Source organism: Streptomyces sp. NPDC002868 (genome assembly GCF_055563295.1).
Genome location: NZ_JBVHDR010000001.1, coordinates 343605 through 362090, shown reverse-complemented (window position 1 = coordinate 362090; position 18486 = coordinate 343605). Strand labels below are relative to the sequence as shown.

The following is an 18486-nucleotide window of genomic DNA, read 5'->3' as shown; positions in this document are numbered from 1 at the left end:
CTCCAGGTGCTTGCCCCCGACGGCTCGGCCGGTGGCCGTGATGGCCGGACGCGCGGTTCAGGATTCCGGCGACGCGATCCGGTCGGTGATCAGGTGCATTTGGGAGTCCGCGAGGAATCGCGACATCTCCTTCTTGGTGGTCGGCATGCCGACCTCACCGACGGCGAGCAGCCGGGCGAGGGTGGCTGCCTTGCGGGGTCCGCTGACGCCGAGCGCCAGGGCGGGCTGCGCATCGAGCTTGCCGCTCACATCGACCAGGCGGACGACGATGTCGTCGCGCTGGAAGATGGTGCTGCTCGCGATGGGGCTCTCCGGGTTCTCGGCCGCCGCCTCGTCCTGCTTGGCGAGCAGCCGGGCCAGCGCCATTCCGCAGCCCTCCTTGGCCGGGTAGTAGAGCGCGTGGCGGCTCAGCTCGGCGGGGTTCCGCCCGTCGCCCGCCACATGGTGGACCGCCGGGAGAGCCGCCCGGGTGAAGAACATCCGGGCGGAGTCGGGGTCCTCAAGGTCCCGGTCCTGTTCCAGATACGGGTTGATGGCTTCTTCCACGGCCCTGACCTCGGGCTGCCTGGCCACATGGCGCAGTCCGGCGAGGAGGTCGCCCTGCACCTCGATCGCCCGCACGACACGGTTGCCGTGCATGAAGAGCGAGGTGCGGCGCAGGTGGGTGTTCTCGTCGACGCGGGCCGCCGGGGAGGTGTACCCGGACAGGATCTTCGCGACTTCCTTCTCGCTGCCCGGCTTCACCGTGAAGGTGAGGGCATGCCGTACGACGCCGTCGCCGACCCGGGGTGCGGCCTGGAGCCTGCCCTTGAGCTGTGCGGGTGTCTCGGTGAAGGCCTGTCCGGTCTCCCGCAGGACGCTGAAGCGCAGCGAGCGGGTGTCCCGTACGCAGTTGTGCAGCGGCTGAACCGTCGTCACGTGCTCCTCGCTGTTCACCCAGGCGAGGAAGGGCGGGGCGCCCTCCCACTCGCTGGTGATGAGCCACTGCGAGGGGTTCTCGATCGACTGGCACAGCTGGTCGCTGATGTGGCCAGGGACCGATGCGACCTGATTGCGCAGATGCTCGTACGCCTCGAGGAACTGGTTCTGTGCGCCGTCTTGGAGGTCCAGCAGCAGCACGACTCGAAGCCTGGAGCCATCGAAGGCGGACTGCGATATCCGTTCCGACAGGGTTGTCATCGTTCACACTCCTTATCGACAGCTCGGCCGCCACGTGTCGTGGCGCTCCTCGTCCGTCGTCGGTGGAATCCGCCCGGGTTTCAACCACCCTGCGGATACGGACGGTCCGCCTCCCTGGCTCGGGTGGCGCTCCCGCAATTGATCGTGGTCCGGTACTTCGACTGGCGCGAGAGCTGAGAACCAAGCGGGTGAATGGGCGAGGGAACCGTTGCCCCACAGGGCATGAAAGTTCCATCCCCCCGGGCGGCAGGAGCTGGAGCGACTCATGGCAGATATGGAAGAGAACGTCGACCACCGCGTACCGGTCCTGATCGTGGGCGGTTCCTTGGTGGGCCTGTCCACGTCGCTGTTTCTGGGCCGCCACGGCGTCAGACATCTGCTGGTCGAAAAACACTCGGGCACCTCGATGCACCCGCGCGGGCGCGGCAACAACGTGCGGACGATGGAGCTGTTCCGGGGTGCCGAGGTGGAGGCGGACATCCGGCAGGCCGCGTCGGTCCTCGCGGACAACCACGGCATCCTGCAGGCGGGCTCGCTGACCGGCGACGACCAGGAGTGGCTGTTCAAGGAGATCGACCCCGGCGGCGGGCTGGCCCGCTTCAGCCCGACGACATGGTGCCTGTGCAGCCAGAACGACCTCGAACCCGTGCTGCTGGACCGGGCCCGCGCGCAAGGCGGCGACGTGCGGTTCTCCACCGAGCTGCTCAGCTTCGAGCAGGACTCGACGGGCGTGATGGCGGTCCTGAAGAACCGGGACACCGGGGAGCACAGCACCGTGCGTGCCGACTATCTCGTCGCGGCCGACGGGCCTCGCAGCCCCGTCAGGGAACAGCTGCGCATCGGCCAGACCGGCAACGGCGATCTGTTCCACAACGTGAGCATCGCCTTCCGCTCCCGGCAGCTCATGGACGCGGTGGGAGACCGGCGCTTCATCGTCTGCTATCTGACCAACCCCGAAGCGGACGGGGCCCTGCTGCCGGTGGACAACCGGGAACTGTGGGTGTTCCACGCGCCCTGGCACCCCGAGCAGGGCGAAGCACTCGAGGACTTCACCGACGAGCGCTGCGCCGAGCACATCCGCAAGGCAACCGGTGCGCCGGGCCTGGACGTTAAGATCACCGGCAAGGCGCCGTGGCACGCCGCGGAACGGGTCGCCGGAAGCTACTCGTCAGGCCGGGTCTTCCTGGCCGGCGACTCGGCCCACGAGATGTCCCCGACCGGGGCGTTCGGCTCCAACACCGGCATCCAGGACGGCCACAACCTGGCCTGGAAGCTCGCGCTGGTGCTGGACGGATCGGCGGGTCCCGGACTGCTCGAGACGTACGACGCGGAGCGGCGCCCGGTGGCGCGCGCGACGAGCGAACGCGCCTCGTCCCGCTCGGCTGAACACAGCCACCCCGGCTACGCACCCGCGGTCACCCCGGGCGGCGGGCGCAAGGGCGGGATCCTCTCGGTGGCGATGGGTTACAGCTATCTGCACGGTGCGGTCCTGGGCGTCGCCCCGGACCGGCCCATCGTGCCGGAGCGGATGGAGCTGATGGGCGCACCCGGCACCCGGGCCCCGCACATGTGGGTCGGCGGGCCGACCGGGCGGGTGTCCACTCTGGACCTCTACGAGCGGTCGTTCGTGCTGCTCAGCGCGGCGGGCACCGCGTGGCAGGCAGCGGCGCGGAGGGTCGCCGAGCGGCTGTCCGTGCAGCTGGACGCGTACGCGGTCGGTGCGGGTCCGGACGCCGATCTGGTCCCCGAGGGCGATGCCGACTGGGCCGCAATGCACGGCACGACGCCCGAGGGCGCGCTGCTGGTACGCCCGGACGGCTTCGTGGCCTGGCGTTCGCCGGGCGCGGTCCAGGATCCGGAGGCGACGCTCCACGCGGCTATGAGCACGCTGCTGAGTCGCGCCTGACCGACGTCCCGCTACCCCTCCCCGGCACAGATCCGCGGGCCGGACCACACTAAATCTGTGGCGAACGCGTCGCGCGTGCGGCCTTTGCGCTCTACGGTGCGCAGATAGCTCTGCGTATGGGGGAGGTGTAGAACTAGGATATGGCCGCACGCTACGGCCGCCCGCGCTCGGTTCTACGGATGCGAACTGTCGCAGGCCAGGTCTTTCTCCTGCAATTGGCGATCGTGGTGTTGCTCGTCGCGGCCGCCATGGTCGCGCTCGTCCTGCAGTCCAGGTCCGACAGCGAGCGCGAGGCCCGCAACCGGTCGGTCGCTGTCGCCGAGACCTTCGCCAATTCGCCGGGCATCGAGGCGGCACTGAAGAGTCCCGATCCGACGGCCGTTCTCCAACCGCGCGCCGAAGAGGCCCGTAAGCGGTCCGGCGTCGACTTCATCGTCGTCACCAACACCGACGGCATCCGCTACACCCACCCGCTGACCGACCGGATCGGGAAGAAGTTCGTCGGCAATCTGGGGCCCGCGCTGGCCGGCGGCGTCACGACCGAGAAGATCATCGGGACGATCGGGCCGCTCGTCCAGGCGGTGGTGCCGGTCAAGGGACGTGATGGCTCGGTCGTCGGCCTGGTGTCCGCCGGGATCACGATCGCGCATGTCAGCAATGTCGTGGAGGAGCAGTTCCCGCTGCTGTTCGCGGCCACCGGGGCGGTGCTTCTCGTCACCACCGGCGGTACGGCACTGGTGACCCGACGGCTGCGCCGCCAGACCCACGGCCTCGGCCCGGCCGAGATGACCCGGATGTACGAGCATCACGACGCGGTGCTGCATGCCGTACGCGAGGGCGTGCTCATCGTCGGCGGCGACGGGCGGCTGCTGCTCGCCAACGACGAGGCGCGCAGGCTGCTCAATCTGCCGTCGGACGTGGAAGGCCGCCCGGTCACCGAGCTCGGCCTTGACCCGCTCACCGCCAGGCTGCTCGCCTCCGGGCGGACCGCCACCGACGAGGTGCATCTGGTCGGGGACCGGCTGCTCGCCGTGAACCAGCGGCCGACGGACCAGGACGGCGGCCCGCCCGGCAGCGTCGCGACCCTGCGCGACACCACCGAGCTGCGAGCGCTGACCGGGAAGGCGGATGTGGCGCGGGGGCGTCTGAAGCTGCTGTACGACGCCGGTACGGAGATCGGCACCACCCTCGACGTGGTAGGCACCTGCGAGGAGCTGGCGGAGTTCGCCGCGGCCCGGTTCGCCGACTACGCCACCGTCGACCTGGTGGAGGAGGTGCTGCGCGGCGAGGAGCCGACTGCCGCGGGCACCAACCACGACATGCGCCGTGTGGCCTTCAGGGGACGGCGGGACGACACCGCGCTCTACCCGCTGGGCAAGCTGATCCACTTTGTGCCGTCCACCCCGCTGGGTTTCGGCATCCGCAGGGGCGAGGCGGTCATGGAGGCCGATCTGGCCGCGTACGCCGGGTGGCAGGAGCAGGATCCGGTGCGGGCCAGGAAGCTCGTCGAGCACGGAATCCACTCGATGATCGCGGTGCCGATGCGCGCCCGCGGCGTGATTCTGGGCGTGGCGATGTTCTGGCGCTCCGAGAAGCCCGAGCCGTTCGAGGAGGAGGACCTGTCTCTCGCGGAGGAGCTGGTCGCGAGGGCCGCGGTCAGCATCGACAACGCCCGCCGCTACACCCGCGAGCACACCATGGCGGTGACCCTCCAGCGCAGTCTGCTGCCGCGCGGCCTGCCCGAACAGAACGCCATCGACGTCGCCTACCGCTACCGGCCCGCGCAGGCAGGGCTCGGCGGGCTCGGCGGCGTCGGCGGGGACTGGTTCGACATCATCCCGCTGCCGGGCGCCCGGGTGGCGCTTGTGGTGGGCGACGTCGTGGGCCACGGCCTGCACGCCGCGGCGACCATGGGCCGGCTGCGGACCGCGGTCCACAACTTCTCCAGCCTTGATCTGCCGCCCGACGAGCTCCTGTGGCACCTCGACGAGCTGGTCGCCCGCATCGACCAGGACGAGACCGCGGACGGCACCGAGGGGGTCACCGGAGCCACCTGCATCTACGTGATCTACAACCCGGTGTCCGGACACTGCACGATGTCACGGGCCGGCCATCTCCAGCCCGTCATCGTCCGCCCGGACGGCACCGCGGTCTTCGCCGATGTGCCCGGCGGCCCGCCGCTCGGGCTCGGCGGACTGCCCTTCGAGACCCTGGACCTCCAGCTGCCCGAGGACAGCCGCCTGGTCCTGTACACGGACGGGCTCGTGGAGGACCGCGACCGCGACATCGACGACGGCCTGGCGCTGCTGCGCCAGACGCTGGCGGAGCACGCGGACCGGAGCCCGGAGGAAACCTGCGAGGCGGTGCTGAAGGAGCTGCTGCCGGAACGCCCGCGCGACGACATCGCGCTGCTCGTCGGCCGTACGCGCGTCCTGGACTCCAGCCGGGTGACCGACTGGGAGGTGCCGTCCGACCCGTCGGCCGTGGGCGAGGTGCGGTCCGCCGTCTCCCGCAAGCTGGCCGAGTGGGGTCTGGAGGAGGAGGCCTTCACGACGGAGCTGATCCTCAGCGAGCTGGTCACCAACGCGATCCGGTACGCCTCGGGCCCGATCCGCGTACGGCTGATCCGTGACCGCTCCCTGATCTGCGAGGTCTCGGACCACAGCAGCACGTCCCCGCACCTGCGCCAGGCGGCGACCACCGACGAGGGCGGCCGGGGGCTGTTCCTGGTCGCCCAGTTCGCGGAACGCTGGGGCACGCGGTACACCCCGGACGGCAAGGTCATCTGGACGGAACAGCCACTGCCGACCGAGGGGCAGTGAGCGCGGGTGTCAGCCGGCCTCCGGGCCCAGCGGGCGTCCGCACTTCATGTTCCAGCGGCCCCCGCGTCCGGTGAGTTCCGTCAGGGTCAGGGGGGCGACGTCCAGGCGCCAGAACGCCTCAGGTGGCAGGGACAGCGACTGCACGATCGCCGCCCGCGTCACCGCCGGGTCGACGACCGCGAGGACACGGCCCGCGTCGGGCGGGAGCGACTCCAGCCACGCGCCCACCCGCGTGCACAGCGACCGTAGCGACTCGCCGCCGTGCGGTGCGCACGACGGGTCACTGAGCCACGCCGACACCGACTCCGGTTCGCCGGCGCTCACTTCGTCCAGTCGTCGCCCACGCCAGCGGCCCAAGTCCCAGTCGCCGAGGGCCTCGGCGGGCTCCGCCCGCAGGCCCAGCTCGGCGGCTGTCTCCCGGCAGCGCGCGGACGGGCCGCTCAAGAGCCGGTCGGCGCGCGGCAGCGTACCCGCGGCGGCGCGGGCGCGGCGTGCTCCAGACTCGTCCAGCGGCGCGTCGCCGTCGAAGCGGGCCTCCCGCAGCGCCGCGTTCGTCGCAGGTGAGACCAACATCACCCGTACCGTCATCCCGTGCGCTCCCCTCCCCTTCGCGGCCAAGGAACAAGCACATCATGGGCGTTCGGGCGCCCGGTCACGCGCCCCTGCGCCGTAGCGGTGCAGGCCCGCAAGCGGTACGGTCTCGTGGACATTGACGACGGTGTGACGGAAGCCCGGTGAGAATCCGGCACGGTCGCGCCACTGTGTACCCGTTCCCCGCGGGAAGTCAGACCCAGCACCTTCGTCTCAGGCACCACGATCGGGACGCGTGTTCCCCCAGGAGGTTCTGCCATGGCACAGTCTGCTGCGCCCGCCACCGCCGCGCCGGCCATCACCCCCATCTCGCTCACGGCCATCGCCCCCTGGGCGCTCTTCTTCGGCGTTCTGATGCTGGTTCTGCTCTACTTCGTCGGCGCCGAGCAGGGCGCCACCTCGCTCATCTCCGGCGAGAACGTCCACGAGTGGGTCCACGACGGACGTCATCTGCTCGGATTCCCCTGCCACTAGAACTTCTTCAGAGCTCAGGGGAAACACCATGAACTCCATATCTGTCAGAGGCCTGCTCGGCCGCGGCATGCTCGCGGGCCTGGTCGCCGGTGTCTGCGCTCTCGTCGTCGCGTATCTGCTCGGTGAGTCCCCTGTGGACGCCGCCATCGCGTTCGAAGAGAGCCACAGCCATGCGCACGGGGACGGCGGCGAGGAACTCGTCAGCCGCGCCATGCAGTCCACGGGCGGTCTCGCCACCGGCGTACTGGTCTTCGGCGTCGCGATCGGCGGCATCGCCGCCCTCGCGTTCGCCGTCGCACTCGGCCGCATCGGCCGGTTCGGCCCGCGCGCCACAGCCTTGCTGGTCGCTCTCGGCGCGCTGCTGAGCGTGTACGTCGTGCCGTTCCTCAAGTACCCGCCGAACCCACCGGCCGTCGGGGATCCCGACACGATCGGCCAGCGCACAACGCTGTACTTCCTGATGATCGTGCTCAGCGTCCTGCTCACGGTCGCCGCGGTGATCCTCGGCAAACGCCTGGCTCCCCGTCTTGGCAACTGGAACGCGACCGTCGCCGCCGCGGCCGCGTTCGTCGTCGCCGCCGGTCTCGCCTTCGCCTTCCTGCCCTCGTTCAACGAGGTGCCGAAGGGCTTCCCGGCAGCCGTGGTCTGGGAGTTCCGGCTGGCCACGCTCGCCATCCAGGTCACCCTCTGGACCTGCTTCGGACTGGTCTTCGGGTACCTCGCCGAGCGGCTCCTCGCCCCGGGGACCGCGGTGGTGGACGGGAAGGGCGCATCGCGGGCGACAGCCGCCGCGAACTGACCGAGCTGGGGCTCCGCCCCGGACCCCGCGCCTCAATCGCCGGCGGGGCTGAGTTTTCCCGCCGGTCGGCCCGAATCTTCAGGCCGACCGGCGGAAATCAAGCCCGTCCGGCCGATTGAGGACAACGCCCGAACGGCGTACCGGGGTCTGGGGCGAAGCCCCAGTTATCCCGCAGACGCCTCCACCGCGTCCGCGACAGCGTCGAGGAAGCGTGCGTGCGCGAGGTGGCTGCACGGAATCTCGGGGTTCCACGGCACCAGCCGCGCCCCGCCCGCCGCAGGCCGCCACGCCTCGATCGCGCTGAGCCGGTCGACCGGCAGGGCATTGGCCCGTACGTCCCTCAGCACGATGTCCGGCCGCAGTGACGCGGCCGCCGTCCAGTCGACGGTGGACCAGCTGGCGCCCGGTCCACGCTCGGGCTCCACCAGGCCGACACCGCAGTCGGCCAGCGCCCGCAGGTCCGCCCAGGCTCGGGGCCTGGCGAGGTGGACACTGTCCGGGGTGGCGGGCGACAGAGCCAGTACGCGTAACCCGGCGGCCTGGGCCGCGAGAGTACGTAACCGGCCTTCCGCACGGGCGAGTTCCACCGCACCCGAGCTGTCGGCGTCCGCTCCGAGCGACCGGGCGAGCGCCGTGAACCGGTCGCGTACGTCACCGAGTGAGCGGCCCTGCCCCACGTCGAAGACCACCACCGGGACCCGTTCCTCGATGTACTTCGCCGTGTCCGGATCCAGGCCGTACACCTGATCGGTGCCGTAGGTGACGGCGACCACCAGGTCGGGGTCCACCCGCAGGACCGCGTCCGCGTCCACGCGTGATCCCGACCCGAGGTAGGCGATGTCCCCGATGGGCAGGGAGCCGGCCTTGACCGGGTCTGCGGTGTCGCCGTCGTGGTGGGAACCGAAGATGCCCACCGGGCGAATGCCATGGTCGAAGAGTGTCGCCCCGGCCTGGATGTAGGCGACCGGCCTCGACGGTGTGGTTGCCGCTGCCGCCAGGCGGCCGCGGTCGTCCAGGAATTCCCAGTCCTTCCTACGCGCCATACCGTCCCCGCCCCTGCCTATTGCCGGTTACAGATCGCGACGCCTCCCCCGAGGGCATCGACGTTTGACTGCCCGGCGGGCTCGGCGGTCACTCATGCGGACCGTCGCCGTTTCAACCGCCTCATGTTTCAACGACTCCTGTGACTCAACGACCCCTGTGGCTCAACGCCCTTGGGCCGCAGCGGCGGGCAGCGACACCTCGAAGCGGCAGCCGCCCGTCACATTGCGTACGTCGGCGTGGCCCGCGTGCGCCTCGACGATGCCGCGGACGATGGCGAGGCCAAGACCCGCGCCGGCCGGGGGCGTACGGGCCTGCGTGCCGCGCCAGCCAGTGTCGAAGACGCGGGGCAGGTCCTCCTCCGGGATGCCGCCGCAGCCGTCGGTGACGGACAGCACAACCCACTCCTCTCGGCGCTCGGCGGCGACGGCGACCGTGCCGTCGGCCGGGGTCCGGCGGATCGCGTTGACCAGGAGGTTCGCCAGGACGCGGGTCATCTCCTTGCCGTCCACCTCGACCGGGAACGGCTCGACACGGTCGCCGACGAGGCGTACGCCGTACTCGCGGGCGAGCGGGTCCGCCCCGGCGAGCGCCTCGCCGACCAGGTCGTACACCGACATCCGGGTGGGTGTGAGGGCCAGCGTGCCCGCGTGGATGCGGGAGAGCTCGAAGAGGTCGCCGACCATGGAGTTGAGGCGGTCGACCTCGGTGCGGATCTGGCGGAAGTAGCGCTCGGGATCCTGGACGACGCCGTCCTCCAGGGCTTCGGACATCGCGCGCAGCCCGGCCAGCGGGGTGCGCAGATCGTGCGAGATCCAGGCGACGAGCTCGCGGCGGGAGGTCTCCAGGGCGCGTTCGCGCTCGCGGGAGGCGGCGAGCCGGTCGCTGGTGGCGGCGAGTTCGCGGCTGAGTGCGGCCAGTTCGGCGGTGGACGCCCCGTCGGGGGCGGCGAAGGAGCCGCCGTCACCGAACGAGCGTGCTGCCAGGGCGAGTTCACGGCTGCGTGCGACGACCCAGCGGCCGAGCAGCAGCGCGGTGGCGAGCGAGACGACCGCCGCCATCGCGACGACCGTGGTGACGACGGTGAGGTCGTGCGCGGACAGGAACATGGCCTGGGCGACCGCGAGCGTCCCGGCGAGCATGGCGGTGACCGCGACGGCGGCGACGACGGTGAGGGAGACGGCGACGGACCGGTGGCGCAGCAGACGCAGGGTCAGCGCGCCGAGGAGACCGACGGCCGCGGCCCCGAGGAAGGCGAAGAGCGCGATAAGGAGCATGTCCCGCACGGTGATCAGGCCTCTTCTCGTGGTGCGTGGCCGTGCGGTGCTTGGCCGTGCGGTACGTGACCGTGCGGTACGCCGTCGCCCGGGGAGGCGTCCTCCGGCACGTCGAAGCGGTAGCCCACGCCCCACACCGTCTGGATCAGCCGCGGCCTGGCCGGATCGTCCTCGATCTTGCCGCGCAGCCGCCGCACATGAACCGTGACGGTGGACAGATCGCCGAACTCCCAGCCCCACACGTCCTGCATCAGCCGCTCCCGGCCGATCGCCTCCCCCGGGTGCCGCATCAGATGCGCGAGCAGGTCGAACTCCCGCAGGGTCAGGCCCAGTTCACGCCCGTCCTTGGTGGCCCGCCGCGCCGCCGGGTCCAGCACGATGCCCGCGGCCGCCAGTTCGGGCCCCGCCCGCCGCTCCCCCGCCGCACCGCCCCGGCGCAGTACGGACTCGACCCGGAGCACCAGCTCGCGCGGGCTGAACGGCTTGGTGACGTAGTCGTCCGCCCCTACTTCGAGCCCCAGGATCCGGTCGTCCTCGTCGCCGCGCGCGGTCAGCATGATCACCGGCACGGCGGCGGGCGCGCCGGCCCGGAGCCTGCGGCACACCTCCAGGCCGTCCATGCCCGGCAGCATCAGATCGAGGACGACCAGATCGGGCAGCCGGGCGGCGGCGAGCCGGAGCGCCTGGGGCCCGTCGGCCGCCCGGTCCACGGTGAAGCCCGCGCGCTCCAGATAGCCGGTGACGACCTCGGCGACGGTCGGATCGTCGTCGACGACCAGAATGTTGTGCATACCGCCAGTGTCCTCGTACCGAGCACGGTCCATGGCATGCGCCGCCTTACGAAACCATGACGCCCGAAGAACTGGGTCCGGCGAAACCGCAGACGTCCGATTCGTTCAAGACCGCAGGCCGGGGCCCTGCCTACGGTGAGGTCATGACTCCACGACTCGATGCGATCGGCCTCGTCGTCGCCGACATGGCCGCCTCGCTCGCCTTCTACCGCCGGCTCGGCCTGGACATCCCCGCCGAAGCCGACTCCGCGCCCCACGCCGAGGCGACGCTGCCGAGCGGGCTGCGCGTGCTGTGGGACACCGGGGAGACCGTCCGCTCCTTCGACCCCGGGTGGACCCGGCCCACCGGCGGCGGCGAGCGTCTCGGTCTCGCCTTTCTCTGTGACAGCCCCGCCGAGGTGGACTCGGTGTACGCCGAGCTGATCGAGGCCGGCTACCAGGGGCACCTGGGGCCCTGGGACGCCTTCTGGGGGCAGCGTTACGCGCTCGTCCTGGACCCCGACGTCTGTGCCGTCTCGCTGTTCGCCAGCGCGGAATAAGCCCCCAGGGTGATTCCGGCCAGATCGCGCATCTCGCGGGCGAGGTGCGCCTGGTCGGCGCAGCCCGCGGCGAGTGCCGCTTCGGCGTACGGCACACCTTCCCGTACGAGCGTCAGCGCACGCTGCAACCGCAGCACCCGGGCCAGCGTTTTGGCACTCCCCGCTATCTCGCCCCCGAGCGCATCACGTCCAGTCACGGGAGCTGGCTCGGGCCGATCGATCTGTACTCCTTGGGCTGTGTGCTGTACGAACTCGCCACCGGCTCGTACGCGATACCCGGGGACGATCTTCAGACCGTACTGCTAGGGCATCTGGAGGCTACGCACGAGAGGCACAGACCGCGGCTCGCGGCCCTGTCCCCCGCGCTCCGTTCGGTGATCCTCGAACTGCTCGACAGGGATCCCCGGCAACGAGAGGTGGGCGCAGCCCGGCTGGGCGCTCTCACGGCGGAGACTCTCCCCTCCCCCTCCCCCTCGCTACCGGCGCAGAGGCTCCGCTACCGGGTGCTCGGCTCGCCGATGGCCGAGGACGGCGAGACCGTGCTGGAGGTGCCGTACGAGCCGAGCGTGGTGCTGGCGCGGCTGCTGCTGGCCCGCGGCAGCCCGGTGCCCGTCACCGAACTGCGCACGCTGTCCCCGGGAGCGAGCGAAGATCTGCGCGGACTGGTCGGGCGGCTCCAGGAACACGGGCACCCGGTCCGCGCCGCGGAGTACGCCTTCGTTCTGCCGCTCGACGACATCGAGCTCGACCTGCTCGACATGGAGCGCCATGTGGAGCTCGCACGGGAGGCGCAGGCCGCCGGCGCCCCTGCCAAGGCCATCCGCCACTACGACGCGGCGCTCTCGCTCTGGGACTACGAGCCGCTCGCGAACGTGCCGGGCGGCTGGGCCCGGGCGGAGCGGCAGCGGTTCCTGGACCGGCGCGAATCGCTGACCAGGGACCGGGACGATCTGCTGCGCGCCATCGCGCCCGACGCCTCCGCGTGGGTCGTGCTGGAAGTCGTCCCGCCCGTGAACGTACATCCGCTGGAGCCGTTCGCCACGGCGCTGCACACCGCGACAAGCGGATTCTTCGAATCCGTGCCCCCTCCGCACCGGGGACATCTCCTGGGGCAACCGTCCTATGTGATCCGCCTGCCCATTCCGAGCGGGACCGCCACCTCCGCTGTCGTCACCTGGGCTGCCCGGACACTGCCCCAGCGCATGGTGCGGCTGCTGCCGGACGCTCCGGCGCCCGTACTGATGCGCGTCCTGGTCATGCAGTGGGGCGCCGAGCTGGCCGATCTGCTGCCCTTCGGGCTCGAGAGGCCCGGTACGGGGCTGGTGGTGACCGTCGGTGTGTCCAACGCGGTCCACGCCGAACTGGACCCGGATCTGCAGCAGGACTTCGTCCGGACCGTAGGCGGGGTCTCCGGCCGGAGCGCGTCGGTCACCGGTCACTTCAGGGTCGTCGACGTGGGCCGCGGTGCCGCTACGGGACCGTCGACCTCGTCCCGGAGCCGCCGCGCGCAGAGACGGCCGGAGTGGCCGGCGGAGACGAGAAGGGAGACGCCGAAGGCACCGCGGGCCAGGGCCCCCCTGTCGGAGTCGGCCGAACCGGCACAGGAGGAGGGCCGTGCTTCCTGGCTGCGGCGCCTCTTCCCGCGTCGCAGCGATGACGACAACGGCCCGAGGGGCTCGATCTGACTCCTCGCCCTCTCCGCCCGGCACCGCTACTCCCTGGACTCCTTGTCACGACCGTTGTCGCGGTGCTCCTTCTCACGGTGCTCCCGGGTCGTGTGCAGCCGGGACTTCACATCGTCCGGCGGCAGGAACCGCGACCACCGCTCCGGGAACTCCGAGGGCATGTCCCCGTTGTCCGCGTCGTCCTCGTCCTCTTCCGGGAAGACGTGGTCCGCCTTCGCCCGGGCCAGGACCTCGGCCGCGTGGGCAGCGCGGACACGTTCGTTGGCCGCACGGGCCGCGGCCGTCGCCACCGACGGCCAGACACGGTCGATCGCGGCATTGACCGCCGCGCCCACCAGGACCGCGAAGGCTGTGAGGCCGATCCACAGCAGAACGGCGATCGGGGCGGCGAGCGAGCCGTAGATCGTGGGGCCCTCGACCGTGCTGGTGAGGTAGATGCGGAGCAGGAAGCTGCCGAGCACTCCCATTCCGAGCGCCACCAGCGCTCCGGGGACGTCCTCGATCCACGGGGACCGGACGGGAACGGACACGTGGTAGAGCGTGGTCAGGAACGCGATCGAGAGCAGGCTGACCACCGGCCAGTACAGGACGCTGACGACTTCCGTGCCCCACGGGATGAACTCCACCACCCGGTCCGGGCCGACGACCGCCAGCGGCAGCACCACCGCGCCGATCAGCAGGGCCACGATGTAGAGCAGGAAGGCGAGCAGCCGGGTGGCGACGATGCCGCGCTGGCCGTCGAGGCCGTACATCACGGTGATGGTGTCGATGAAGACGTTCACCGCCCGGGATCCCGACCAGAGGGCGATCGCGAAGCCGATCGAGATGATGTCGGGACGGCCGCCGTGGGTGACGTCCTCCAGCAGGGGCTTGGCGATCTCGTTGACACCCCGGTCGGACAGCACCGTGCCGACCGCGGCCAGGATGTTCTCCTCGATCGAGGCGACGGTGGTGGTGTTGGTCCAGTTGTCGATATAGCCGAGGAGACCGATCAGGCCGAGCATCAGCGGCGGCAGGGACAGCAGCGTGAAGAACGCCGCCTCGGCGGCGAGGCCCAGGATGCGGTATTCGATGCACGAATTGACCGTGTCTTTCAGCAGCAGCCATGCCATCTTGCGCTTGGAGACGTTGCGATAGAGGACTCGGGCCCGGTGGAGTCGGCCCGATGGCCGCTCGGGTGTTTCATTTGCTGCCTGCACCTCCTTACCGTATCGGCATGGCAGCTACCACCCACACAGTGACCAACCAGGCTCCGCCCCTGGTGGGGTACGACGTCTACACCTCCGACCAGGCGCTCACCGAGGGCGTGGAGCGGCATGTCGCGCCGGAACTCCTCGACGAGGCACGGGATGAGCTCACGGGGCTCGGCACCACCGCGGGCTCCGCGCAGGCCCAGGAATGGGGGGTGCAGGCCAACGAGAATCCGCCAAAGCTGCGGACGCACGACCGGTACGGAAACCGGATCGACGAGGTCGAGTTCCACCCCGCCTGGCACCGGCTGCTGGGCCACGGCGTCTCCGCGGGTCTGACGAACGCCTGGGGCAGGCCGGCCGGACATGTGCGGCGCGCGGCCGGGTTCCTGGTGTGGACGCAGGCCGAGGCCGGGAACGGCTGTCCGCTGTCGATGACGCACGCCTCCGTCCCCGCGCTGCGTACGGACCCGGCGCTGGCGGCCGAGTGGGAGCCGCGGCTGACCTCGCAGGTGTACGAGGAGGGGCTGCGGCCGGCCTCGCTGAAGGCGGGGTCGCTGTTCGGGATGGGGATGACGGAGAAGCAGGGCGGCAGCGACGTCAGGGCAAATACGACGCGTGCCGAGCCCATCGCCGGTGACGGGGAGTACGTGCTCACCGGTCACAAGTGGTTCTGCTCGGCTCCGATGAGTGACGGTTTTCTGGTACTCGCCCAGGCGGCCGGGGGCTTGACCTGTTTCCTGGTGCCTCGGGTGCTGGAGGACGGGACGAGGAACGTGTTCCGGATCCAGCGGCTCAAGGACAAGCTGGGCAACAAGTCCAATGCGTCGAGCGAGGTCGAGTTCGACGGGACGTGTGCGCGCCGGGTCGGCGACGAGGGGCGCGGGGTGCGCACGATCATCGAGATGGTGGCGGCGACCCGGCTCGACTGCGTCGTCGGATCGGCCGCGCTGATGCGGCAGTCGGTGGCGCAGGCGATCCACCACAGCGCGTACCGCAGCGCGTTCGGCGGGCTGCTGATCGACAAGCCGCTGATGCGCAACGTACTGGCCGATCTGGCACTGGAGTCGGAGGCGGCGACGACGCTGGCGCTGCGGCTCGCCGCGGCGTACGACGCCGATACGGAGGAGGAGCGGGCGTTCTTGCGCCTGGCGGTGCCGGCGGCCAAGTACTGGGTGACCAAGCGGTGTACGCCGACGGTGGCCGAGGCGCTGGAGTGTCTGGGCGGCAATGGCTACGTCGAGGAGTCGGGACTGCCGCGGCTGCTGCGCGAGTCGCCGCTCAACTCGATCTGGGAGGGCTCGGGCAACGTACAGGCCCTGGACGTCCTGCGGGCGCTCCAGCGGGAGCCGCAGGCGCTCAACGCGTTCCTGCAGGAGGTCGGCACGGCGCGGGGCGCGGACCACCGGCTGGACGGGGCGATCAAGGACCTGCTGACCGAGCTGGCCGATCTGAACGGCATCGAGGCACGGGCGCGCCGGCTGGTGGAGCGGATGGCGCTGGTGCTTCAGGGGTCGCTACTGGTGCGCTGGGCGCCGCCGGAGGTGGCGGACGCGTTCTGCGCGTCGCGGCTCGGCGGGGACTGGGGCACGGCTTTCGGCACGCTGCCGCACACGCTGGATCTGGCGTCGGTCGTGGACCGGGCACGAGCGGTGGTCTGACAGCCGGTGGTGGAGCGGCGCCGCCGCGACCCGCAGTCCGCCGCGTCGGGAAGATTGTCGGGGTGGTGCTGCGCCGACACGGCACCACCCCGCGCTCCGTCATGCGCCCACAGCAAAGCGGTGCGGTGCATGACGGACCACCGGAACGAACCGGTGCTCCGTCAGCCTCGTGCACACGCACGCCCGTTCGCGAGGGTTGCAAAAGGTTGCAGCTTTGTGCGCCGTATCGCCACGGCTCTCGCCCCGGAGGGGCACGATTGTGCCAGCCCCCCGCACTCGGACGCTGGCCTCGCCCAGGAGGACCCCAGTGCAAACGACATCACTCGACCTGGCCAGACTCGCCGCCATGGACAGCGCGGAGGCCGCCCGACTGCTGAAGGGAGTGCGGGACGCCACGCTCAACGGCCGCCCGTCCCGGGTCGGCCCGCGGGCGGACATCGGGGAATCCTGGCAGCGGATGCTGCGCGGGGGCCTGGATCCCGACCGGGGCCGAAGGGCCGGGCTGCTGCCGCTGGAGGAGCTGGAACGCCGCCGGCACGCCTCGCCACTGCGGGAGGTGCTGCCCGTCCTGCGGGACGGTCTGGTGTCGATCGCCGAGGCGGCACAGCACATCATGGTCGTCGCGGACACCGAGGGAAAGCTGCTCTGGCGCGAGGGCAAGGCCACCGTGCTGCGCAAGGGCGACTCGCACGGCTTCGTACTGGGGGCCGACTGGAATGAGGATCTGGTCGGCACCAACGGCATCGGCACCCCCCTCGTCTCCCGGCGGCCGGTCCAGGTTCACTCCGCCGAGCACTTCGTCTCCGCCAACCACAACTGGACCTGTGCGGGAGCGCCGGTCACCGATCCGCGCGACGGCAGGCTGATCGGTGTCGTCGACATCAGCGGACCGGTGTCCACCATGCATCCGGCGACCCTCTCGCTGGTCACCTCGGTCACCCGGCTCGCCGAGGCCGAGCTGCGCAACCGGCATTTCGCGGCGCTGGACCGGCTGCGCGGTGTGGCGGCCCCGCTGCTCGCGAGGCTGGCCGGCCGGGCACTGGCCGTGGACGTGAACGGCTGGCCCGCCGCGGTCACCGGCATGCCGCCGACCGGGCGGCTGCCGCTGCCGAAGTCCATCGGCGGCGACCGGCTCTGGCTCCCCTCGCTCGGCATGTGCACGGTCGAGCCGCTGCCCGGCGGCTGGCTGGTGCGGGTGGACGAGGAGCGTTCCGCGGCGGCGCCGGCCCGGGTGGTGCTGGATCTGAGCAGATCCCGGCGGCCCTCGGTCACCGTCTCGGGCGACGCGGGCAGCTGGGTGCAGGAGCTCAGCCCCCGCCATGCCGAGCTGCTGTATGTGCTGGCGCTGCACCGGGACGGGCGCAGCGCCGTGCAGCTGGCGCAGGACATCTTCGGGGACGGGACACGGACGGGGACGGTACGGGCCGAGATGTCGCGGCTGCGGCGGCATCTGGCGCCGGTCCTCGCACACCGCCCGTACCGCTTCGTCGAGGACGTCGAGGTGGAGCTGGTGCGGCCGGAGCAGCCGGCCGAGCTGCTGCCGCACTCCACGGCCCCGGCTGTGCGCCGCGCCCACCGCGATCCTCAATGGTCCGATGCTCAATGATCCGGTCCTCAGTGATCCACGGACGCGGCTTTGGCCTGATCAAGGCGCCGTGATTTCCTGGCGGGCATGAGCATCACCGTGACCACCTGGTCCCTGGAACAGACCTCGCCCGCGGATCTGCGGTCGGCCGCCGGGCCCGAAAGGGATGTGCGGATCGTCCGCGCCGAGGTGCCGTCCCCGGAGTTCAGCCGCTTTCTGTATACGGCCGTCGGCGGTGACGTCCAATGGAACGACCGGCTCGGCATGACGTACGCACAGTGGGAGGAGCTGCTCGCCAGGCCGGGCACCGAGACCTGGGTGGCGTACGAGAAGGGCACCCCGGCCGGCTATGCGGAGCTTCAGGCGCAGGACGGCGGCTCCGTCGAGATCGTCTACTTCGGGCTGATCCCGTCGTTCCGGGGCCGGCGGATCGGCGGCCATCTCCTCTCGTACGCGGTCGCCAGGGCCTGGGACCTGGCGGAGCGATGGCCGGGGCTGCCGCCGACGAAGCGGGTGTGGCTGCACACCTGCTCCAAGGACGGCCCGCACGCCATGGACAACTATCTGCGACGCGGCTTCACTCTCTTCGACACAGTGGTCGAAGAGGAGTCCGAATCAGCCGCTCCCGGTCCCTGGCCCGGCGCTCACCGCTGAGTGACGGGCAACACACCGTCTCGCGATGCAGGACGGTGTTGTCCACATTCTGGATAACGGTGGACTGCCGTCGGATCGCCGTGACACGCTTCCGTCATGTCTCGAGCTGGAATTGCCTTGGTGAGTCGGCGGCACGTCGACCTCGGCCGCATGTCCAGCGCCATCTGTCCGGTCTGCTGAAAGACCAGCACAGCCGAGCATTCCACACCCCGTTGAACCTCCTGCGCACCGCCGCGCCCCCACGCGAGTGTGCAGCTGAGAGCCGCCCTCCTGCAGTCTCGAAGGACATACC

Annotated in this window: 16 protein-coding genes, 1 pseudogene and 1 riboswitch; of the genes and pseudogenes, 10 read left to right on the top strand and 7 right to left on the bottom strand. The window is 70.9% G+C overall.

Annotation, left to right across the window (positions count from 1 at the left end):
• Positions 1-57: 57 nt before the first annotated feature.
• Complete coding sequence (locus ACZ3H8_RS01655) at positions 58-1179, bottom strand: SchA/CurD-like domain-containing protein (RefSeq protein ID WP_467396184.1); 1122 nt, start codon at positions 1177-1179, stop codon at positions 58-60.
• 274 nt (positions 1180-1453) lie between these two features.
• Between ACZ3H8_RS01655 and ACZ3H8_RS01650 the strand changes: the two genes are divergently transcribed.
• Together ACZ3H8_RS01650 and ACZ3H8_RS01645 are read left to right on the top strand one after the other, a co-directional pair.
• Positions 1454-3085: an FAD-dependent oxidoreductase gene (locus ACZ3H8_RS01650; RefSeq protein ID WP_467397891.1), complete on the top strand. Its 1632-nt coding sequence runs from the start codon at positions 1454-1456 to the stop codon at positions 3083-3085.
• Positions 3086-3225: 140 nt separating this feature from the next.
• The gene (locus tag ACZ3H8_RS01645) at positions 3226-5907 is read left to right on the top strand and encodes a SpoIIE family protein phosphatase (protein ID WP_467396182.1); all 2682 of its coding nucleotides are present in this window, start codon (positions 3226-3228) and stop codon (positions 5905-5907) included.
• A gap of 9 nt (positions 5908-5916) precedes the next feature.
• Here the strand turns inward: ACZ3H8_RS01645 and ACZ3H8_RS01640 are convergent, their stop codons facing one another.
• Entirely contained in the window at positions 5917-6495 is a 579-nt protein-coding gene (locus ACZ3H8_RS01640) for a histidine phosphatase family protein (protein ID WP_467396180.1), read from the bottom strand.
• 110 nt (positions 6496-6605) lie between these two features.
• Positions 6606-6753, top strand: a riboswitch (adenosylcobalamin (AdoCbl) riboswitch).
• Between the two features lie 3 nt (positions 6754-6756).
• Here ACZ3H8_RS01640 and ACZ3H8_RS01635 point away from each other — a divergent pair.
• Together ACZ3H8_RS01635 and ACZ3H8_RS01630 are read left to right on the top strand one after the other, a co-directional pair.
• Complete coding sequence (locus ACZ3H8_RS01635; protein ID WP_175263808.1) at positions 6757-6972, top strand: CbtB domain-containing protein; 216 nt, start codon at positions 6757-6759, stop codon at positions 6970-6972.
• A 28-nt stretch (positions 6973-7000) separates the two neighbouring features.
• Entirely contained in the window at positions 7001-7771 is a 771-nt protein-coding gene (locus ACZ3H8_RS01630) for a CbtA family protein (RefSeq protein WP_467396176.1), read from the top strand.
• A 164-nt stretch (positions 7772-7935) separates the two neighbouring features.
• Here ACZ3H8_RS01630 and ACZ3H8_RS01625 read toward each other — a convergent pair whose 3' ends face one another.
• The 3 genes from ACZ3H8_RS01625 to ACZ3H8_RS01615 form a co-directional block, all read right to left on the bottom strand.
• Complete coding sequence (locus ACZ3H8_RS01625; protein WP_467396174.1) at positions 7936-8814, bottom strand: substrate-binding domain-containing protein; 879 nt, start codon at positions 8812-8814, stop codon at positions 7936-7938.
• 162 nt (positions 8815-8976) lie between these two features.
• Positions 8977-10098, bottom strand: a complete 1122-nt coding sequence (locus tag ACZ3H8_RS01620; RefSeq protein ID WP_398981440.1) for a sensor histidine kinase — start codon at positions 10096-10098, stop codon at positions 8977-8979.
• 5 nt (positions 10099-10103) lie between these two features.
• Complete coding sequence (locus ACZ3H8_RS01615; RefSeq protein WP_467396171.1) at positions 10104-10880, bottom strand: response regulator transcription factor; 777 nt, start codon at positions 10878-10880, stop codon at positions 10104-10106.
• A 143-nt stretch (positions 10881-11023) separates the two neighbouring features.
• Between ACZ3H8_RS01615 and ACZ3H8_RS01610 the strand changes: the two genes are divergently transcribed.
• Positions 11024-11419, top strand: coding sequence for a VOC family protein (locus tag ACZ3H8_RS01610; protein ID WP_467396168.1), 396 nt, complete (start codon positions 11024-11026; stop codon positions 11417-11419).
• Here the strand turns inward: ACZ3H8_RS01610 and ACZ3H8_RS01605 are convergent.
• Positions 11359-11571: pseudogene (locus ACZ3H8_RS01605) on the bottom strand (AraC family transcriptional regulator); the annotation flags it as partial. The gene ACZ3H8_RS01610 and the pseudogene ACZ3H8_RS01605 sit on opposite strands and share 61 nt — an antisense overlap.
• Between ACZ3H8_RS01605 and ACZ3H8_RS01600 the strand changes: the two are divergent.
• Positions 11470-13104 (top strand): protein kinase domain-containing protein, encoded by a 1635-nt coding sequence (locus tag ACZ3H8_RS01600; RefSeq protein ID WP_467397888.1) that lies wholly within the window; start codon positions 11470-11472, stop codon positions 13102-13104. The pseudogene ACZ3H8_RS01605 and the gene ACZ3H8_RS01600 overlap by 102 nt on opposite strands.
• A 26-nt stretch (positions 13105-13130) precedes the next feature.
• On the opposite strand, the gene ACZ3H8_RS01595 is transcribed toward ACZ3H8_RS01600, so the two are convergent.
• Complete coding sequence (locus tag ACZ3H8_RS01595) at positions 13131-14303, bottom strand: YihY/virulence factor BrkB family protein (RefSeq protein ID WP_467396166.1); 1173 nt, start codon at positions 14301-14303, stop codon at positions 13131-13133.
• Between the two features lie 17 nt (positions 14304-14320).
• Between ACZ3H8_RS01595 and ACZ3H8_RS01590 the strand changes: the two genes are divergently transcribed.
• The 4 genes from ACZ3H8_RS01590 to ACZ3H8_RS01575 all read left to right on the top strand — a co-directional run bounded on the left by ACZ3H8_RS01590 (position 14321) and on the right by ACZ3H8_RS01575 (position 18374).
• Positions 14321-15955: an acyl-CoA dehydrogenase family protein gene (locus ACZ3H8_RS01590; protein WP_467396164.1), complete on the top strand. Its 1635-nt coding sequence runs from the start codon at positions 14321-14323 to the stop codon at positions 15953-15955.
• Positions 15956-16262: 307 nt separating this feature from the next.
• Positions 16263-17561 carry a helix-turn-helix domain-containing protein gene (locus ACZ3H8_RS01585; RefSeq protein WP_467396162.1) on the top strand — a complete coding sequence of 433 codons (1299 nt, stop codon included), beginning with the start codon at positions 16263-16265 and terminating at the stop codon, positions 17559-17561.
• A gap of 66 nt (positions 17562-17627) precedes the next feature.
• Positions 17628-18194: a GNAT family N-acetyltransferase gene (locus ACZ3H8_RS01580; protein ID WP_467396160.1), complete on the top strand. Its 567-nt coding sequence runs from the start codon at positions 17628-17630 to the stop codon at positions 18192-18194.
• 96 nt (positions 18195-18290) lie between these two features.
• A complete protein-coding gene (locus ACZ3H8_RS01575; RefSeq protein ID WP_351448512.1) occupies positions 18291-18374 on the top strand; it encodes a putative leader peptide in 84 nt (27 codons plus the stop codon).
• Positions 18375-18486 lie beyond the last annotated feature (112 nt).

Excerpts from the sequence above, each read along its gene's own strand:
- ACZ3H8_RS01635 (WP_175263808.1), top strand. The coding sequence starts at position 6,757 with ATGGCACAGTCTGCTGCGCCCGCCACCGCCGCGCCGGCCATCACCCCC.
- ACZ3H8_RS01640 (WP_467396180.1), bottom strand. The coding sequence starts at position 6,495 with ATGACGGTACGGGTGATGTTGGTCTCACCTGCGACGAACGCGGCGCTG.
- ACZ3H8_RS01615 (WP_467396171.1), bottom strand. The coding sequence starts at position 10,880 with ATGCACAACATTCTGGTCGTCGACGACGATCCGACCGTCGCCGAGGTC.
- ACZ3H8_RS01610 (WP_467396168.1), top strand. The coding sequence starts at position 11,024 with ATGACTCCACGACTCGATGCGATCGGCCTCGTCGTCGCCGACATGGCC.
- ACZ3H8_RS01645 (WP_467396182.1), top strand. The coding sequence starts at position 3,226 with ATGGCCGCACGCTACGGCCGCCCGCGCTCGGTTCTACGGATGCGAACT.
- ACZ3H8_RS01625 (WP_467396174.1), bottom strand. The coding sequence starts at position 8,814 with ATGGCGCGTAGGAAGGACTGGGAATTCCTGGACGACCGCGGCCGCCTG.
- ACZ3H8_RS01575 (WP_351448512.1), top strand. The coding sequence starts at position 18,291 with ATGTCTCGAGCTGGAATTGCCTTGGTGAGTCGGCGGCACGTCGACCTC.
- ACZ3H8_RS01655 (WP_467396184.1), bottom strand. The coding sequence starts at position 1,179 with ATGACAACCCTGTCGGAACGGATATCGCAGTCCGCCTTCGATGGCTCC.
- ACZ3H8_RS01630 (WP_467396176.1), top strand. The coding sequence starts at position 7,001 with ATGAACTCCATATCTGTCAGAGGCCTGCTCGGCCGCGGCATGCTCGCG.
- ACZ3H8_RS01580 (WP_467396160.1), top strand. The coding sequence starts at position 17,628 with ATGAGCATCACCGTGACCACCTGGTCCCTGGAACAGACCTCGCCCGCG.
- ACZ3H8_RS01650 (WP_467397891.1), top strand. The coding sequence starts at position 1,454 with ATGGAAGAGAACGTCGACCACCGCGTACCGGTCCTGATCGTGGGCGGT.
- ACZ3H8_RS01590 (WP_467396164.1), top strand. The coding sequence starts at position 14,321 with ATGGCAGCTACCACCCACACAGTGACCAACCAGGCTCCGCCCCTGGTG.